Below are 4,933 nucleotides of genomic sequence, written 5' to 3'. Positions count from 1 at the left end.
ACCGAATGCGTCGGCCATTACGACGAGCCACAGTGCCAACAAGTGTGCCCGGTCGACTGCATCCCGCTCGACGCGAACAACGTCGAAAGCCGCGATGAATTGATGCAGAAGTACCTGATCATCACTGGCAAAGCATGAGCAGCGGCCGCCTGATTCGCGGCCATCTGCCTTGGCGCATCGCCTGTGCGGCGCTGGCCCTGCTCTGCTCGCTGCACCTGCACGCGGCGCAACCGGGGCGCAGCGCCATTGCCAGCGCCCACCCCGCCGCCACGGTAGCGGGCCAGGAGACCCTGGCGCTGGGCGGTAATGCCTTCGATGCCGCCGTCGCCATCAGCGCCGCCTTGGCAGTGGTCGAACCTTACGGCTCAGGCATTGGCGGCGGCGGATTCTTTCTACTGCGCGAGGCCGGCGAAACGCCGACCTATCGCTTTCTCGACGCCCGCGAACGCGCCCCGCTCAGCGCCCACACTGACCTGTACCGGGTAAACGGCGAGATCGACAAAAATCGCTCCCTCAACGGCGCACTGGCCGCCGCCATTCCGGGCCTGCCGGCCGCGCTGGTGGCGTTGGCCGAACGCTATGGCCGCCTCCCCCTGCGCGACTCACTGGCCCCTGCCATTCGTCTGGCGCGCAGCGGTGTGAGCATCGACCGGGTGTACCGCGAACGCGCCGGTTGGCGCTTGGACGCGATGCGTGAAGATGCGGAAACCGCACGCATCTTCCTCGACCGTGGCGAAATCCCGGAAGAATTCGGCCTGCTGCGCCAGCCCGAACTGGCCAATACCCTCGAACAGCTGGGCAACCATGGCCATGCGGGTTTCTATGCGGGCCCGGTGGCCGAAAAGCTGGTGAAGACCGTTCAAGCCGCTGGCGGCATCTGGTCACTCAAGGACTTGGCCGAATACCGCCTAGTGGAACGACAGCCTCTGCGTGTGCAACTTGCACAGGGGCGCGAACTGATCAGCGCACCACCACCTTCGGCTGGCGGTATTGCCATCGGGCAAAGCTTGCTCATGCTGCAACACCTGCCTTGGCAGAGCGCCGACAACGTGCAGCGCACACACCTGATCGTTGAAACCCTGCGCCGTGCTTACCGGGATCGCGGTGTGCTGGGCGATCCCGACTTTGTCCAAAACCCCATCGATCAGTTGCTCGCCCCCGATTACCTGAAGCAACTGGCCAGCAGCATCAACCACCAGCGCGCCACGCCCAGTGACAGCCTGCCGCCCAGCCAGCCCTGGCACGAAGGCGACCACACCACGCATTTCTCGGTGCTGGATGCCGAGGGCAATGCCGTCGCCGCCACGCTGTCGATCAACCTGCCCTTCGGTGCGGCCTTTACCGTACCGGGCACCGGGGTGCTACTGAACAATGAGATGGATGACTTTGCCGCCGACCTGCAAGGCAGTAACGCCTATGGCCTGAGCGGCAGCCAGGCCAACAGCATTGCCCCCGGCAAACGCCCGCTGTCGAGCATGAGCCCCAGCTTTATCGAAAGCCACGACGCCTTCGCCAGCTTCGGCACGCCCGGCGGCAGCCGCATCCCCAGCATGGTACTGCTGGCCATGCTGGAATATCTGCAGCAACAACCCGTGCAGCGCTGGACCGATCGCCCGCGCTTTCACCACCAGTTCCGCCCGGATGTGATCGAACACGAGCCCGACGCCTTCACCCCAAGCGAACTGGCGGCCCTGCAGGCGCGGGGGCATGTGCTGAAAACCACGGGCCGCGCGTATGGCAACCAACAGGTGCTGTTGTGGAATAAAACGGATAATCAGGTACAGGCCGCCAGTGATCGGCGCGGTATTGGTCTGAGCACGGTCACGCCATAGCAAGGCGAGGAACACGTTGATAGCTCACGCGCCCTCAGCGCAACTCGATCAGTGCTTCGTCCTCAGCCAGCATCTGCCGCAACGGACGGAACAGTTCGCTGCCCTCGCCCTGACTGAGCATCAGCACATTGCGCAGGCTTTGCGTGATGCGGCTGACGTAGCCCAAGTCGTTCATCAATGAGCTGGCCTGTAAGCCGTTGAGGTGACGCTCGCGCACCTGGGTAAACAGCCATTGGCGGAACTGGCTGTCGAAGGTGCCGGCTTCCTGATCCAGCAGTTCCAAACGCTCGCTCCAAGCCTGCTCAGGCAACTCCATACGACCCAACTCACGTACCTGCTGCAACACCCCAAGCAAATGCCGGCGTAACTGCACATAGGCATCACGGGCCACATCCTCCTGCTCGGTACGCAGGTAGCGGCCGAGGTTTTTCTGCAGGTGCTTGGCATCTTTGACCGCATCCACCAACTGCAACGCCGCCACCTGACAACGCACCCAAAACTGCTGATGCGCCTCATCAAGAACCACCTCAAGACGCCCCATAAAGCCCAGCAGATCGCCATACACCCCTTTGATATGGCGCTGATACAACAGCTCCGCTTCAAGGGCATGGGGTTCAGGGCGGGCGCTCAGCAGGGCTTCGTCCGCACTGGAGCGGTTGAGCTGATGAACAGGCAAGTAAAGCGCGTGGCAAATCACCTCCAGACTGAGGCGACCCAGGTGCTGCAACTCTTTAACCACCGCACAGGCCGCACTGTCGGCAGTGGCCAGGGCGCTGTCGTCCAGGTAACGCGCATGGGTGACGGCTTCAAGGTCGGTGATCTGCACCGGCGCCACTGCAGCAGGCGTCGCATGCACCGACAGTTCACGGATCAACACGGCAGGTTCTTGTGCATCGGGCAACCAACGTTGCAACCGTTCGGCCAGCCAACCTTGCCAAGGCCAGAAAAGCAGCACGCCAGTGGCATTGAAGAGGGTGTGGAACAGGGCGAGTTGGATTAATACGTTATCGCCCAAGCCAAAAGGCGCTGTCGCCATCTGTACCAGCAAGCTCATCGGCACCAGCAGGATCAGCGCCAGAATGCCTGTGATGAAATTGAATAGAACATGCGCCAGTGCCAGCCGCTGCCCGGCACGTGCGCCGCCCAGCGCGCCGAGTACCGCCGTCACCGTGCTGCCCATGTTGGAGCCAATGGCAATCGCCAGTCCCTGCTCCAGCCCGAGCTGACCGGCACCTAACGCCGCCAGTGTCAGCATCAAGGTGGCATGACTGGATTGCAGGACCACCGTGGCCAGCAAGCCGATACCGGTAAACAGCAAGGCCCCGAGCATGCCAGGCAGCACATAACGCGACGGCTCAAAGTCGCCGGTCAGCGCATCGAAGCCGCCCTTCATTTGATCGATGCCGAGGAACAAAAAGGCCACGCCCAACACTACGCGACCGACTGCTCGGCCACGCGGCCCGGCAAAGCTGCCCAGCACACCGAACACCAACAACGGCAGCGCCAGTGGCCCAAGGCTGACGTTCTGCCCCGCCATTGCCAGCAGCCAGATGCCGCTGGTGGTGCCCAAATTGGCACCAAACAGAATGGAGATCCCGGCAGCCAGTTGAATCAGCCCCGTGCTGACAAAGGCCACGGTCAACAGCGAAACCAACGAGCTGGACTGCACCAGCATGGTCGCCGTCACGCCAAACATCAGGCTTTTGAAGGGAGTGGCCGTGCTCAGGGTCAGCAAACGCTCAAGCTGACCACCGGCCAGGTCACGCAGGCCATCTTCCAGGCACTGCATGCCGAATAGAAACAGCGCCAGCCCCGCGCAGAGGGCAAGCCAGCCATCACTGAGCCAGAAGCTCAGCGTCAGCAGGGCTAATGCGACAGCCCATATAAAAGGCCGCCACTGCTGACGAGGATCGCGGCCTGGCGCGGACATCGAGTGTTGATCAGTCTTGTTTGTAACCCGTGGTGGTGCAGCCCAGGCAGCGAACGAAAGCCGCCTTGCCTGGCTCGACGACCAGTGCCTGGCCCGCCTCACCCACATTACCGCCCGCAGCGGTGAACGGCAGGCTAACCACAAACGCAACTGCGCCAATTGCAGTAGCGCCGATCAGCAGCGGACGGGCAATCAGCAGATCGCCAATCATGGAAAAAGCTTTCGGCGAGTCGGCCGTATACATCGGGTCACCGCTGGTGTTCTGCTGCGCCACTTCAGCATAAGCAGGCAAAGCCAGCAGGCCAGTGGACAGTGCCAGAGCAGCAGCGGTGGAGCGGAACAGTGTCATGGGGCGATCCTTCAGCAGTTAGGAGGCGGTAAGGCTAACTATAACAGTGCATTGGTAATTGTCAGCGTGACGGCCGTCAATCACCATTAAAGGCAAAGTGCGGTTTTTTCGGGACGAAGGAGCGGTAAAACGCCAAGATCTGTCGCAGGTCGGCAGCCTCGTCGCCCGTCGGCATAATGCTAGGGCCTATCACCACACGGCGATTCTGATAGTCCAGCGCGCCCAGCACAATCGGTACGCCAGCACCGAGGGCGATGTGATAGAAGCCCATTTTCCAGCGATCAACCTTTTTGCGCGTGCCTTCCGGCGAGAGGATCAACATAAACTGCTGATGCTCGGTAAAGGCGCGCACCGCTTGCTCAACCGTATTGCCCTGACGCTCACGGCGAATGGCAATGCCGCCCCACGAACGCATCAGCGCCCCAAAAGGCCAACGGAAAATAGTGTGCTTGCCAAACCAGCGTGCGTTCAGGCGCAGCAGAAACCTCACCGCGATGAAAATCACAAAGTCCCAATTGGAGGTGTGGTGCGCGCCGATCACCACAAACTTGTCCAGCTTGGGTAGTTCCCCTTCGATGCGCCAACCCATCAGGTTCAAAACAGTGCGCCCCAGCCATTGCGCAGGGGGATTTGCAGGCAAGTAGTTACCGGACATCTATACCTCGGGCCTTTCTTATTGTTGTTTCAATGCGCTTTTACGTTCTCGCGCAGCAGGACGCTGCGCGTCACTCAGCTTTGGCAGCGCGGGCAATACACGCTGGCGCGCTGGCCCAATTTGACCTCGCGCAAGGTGCTGCCACAAGTTTTGCAAAACTCACCGCC

General features: G+C 61.5%; 5 protein-coding genes and 1 pseudogene. 2 read left to right on the top strand and 4 right to left on the bottom strand.

Translation table 11 applies throughout. From position 1 onward, the window contains the following. Both AUK77_RS02275 and ggt read left to right on the top strand, forming a co-directional pair. Window positions 1-138, top strand: a pseudogene (locus tag AUK77_RS02275) (ferredoxin); the annotation flags it as partial. Beyond that, complete coding sequence (gene ggt / locus AUK77_RS02270; protein ID WP_296125685.1) at window positions 135-1,832, top strand: gamma-glutamyltransferase; 1,698 nt, start codon at window positions 135-137, stop codon at window positions 1,830-1,832. The pseudogene AUK77_RS02275 and the gene ggt, both read left to right, overlap by 4 nt. A 34-nt stretch (window positions 1,833-1,866) precedes the next feature. Here the strand turns inward: ggt and AUK77_RS02265 are convergent, their stop codons facing one another. The 4 genes from AUK77_RS02265 to AUK77_RS02250 all read right to left on the bottom strand — a co-directional run. Then, window positions 1,867-3,762 carry a Na/Pi symporter gene (locus AUK77_RS02265; RefSeq protein WP_296125684.1) on the bottom strand — a complete coding sequence of 632 codons (1,896 nt, stop codon included), beginning with the start codon at window positions 3,760-3,762 and terminating at the stop codon, window positions 1,867-1,869. 10 nt (window positions 3,763-3,772) lie between these two features. Next, on the bottom strand, window positions 3,773-4,111 hold the full coding sequence (locus AUK77_RS02260) for a multidrug transporter (protein WP_296125683.1): 339 nt from the start codon (window positions 4,109-4,111) through the stop codon (window positions 3,773-3,775). Window positions 4,112-4,187: 76 nt separating this feature from the next. Then, the gene (locus AUK77_RS02255) at window positions 4,188-4,766 is read right to left on the bottom strand and encodes a lysophospholipid acyltransferase family protein (protein WP_296125681.1); all 579 of its coding nucleotides are present in this window, start codon (window positions 4,764-4,766) and stop codon (window positions 4,188-4,190) included. A 74-nt stretch (window positions 4,767-4,840) separates the two neighbouring features. Next, on the bottom strand, window positions 4,841-4,933 hold a 93-nt coding region (locus AUK77_RS02250), incomplete at its 5' end, for a zinc finger domain-containing protein (protein ID WP_296125686.1).

The organism is Pseudomonas sp. Ga0074129 (genome assembly GCA_001465025.1).
GTDB lineage: Bacteria > Pseudomonadota > Gammaproteobacteria > Pseudomonadales > Pseudomonadaceae > Aquipseudomonas.
Note: the sequence above shows the minus strand (reverse complement) of the source record. Positions and strands in the feature narration are given on the sequence as shown.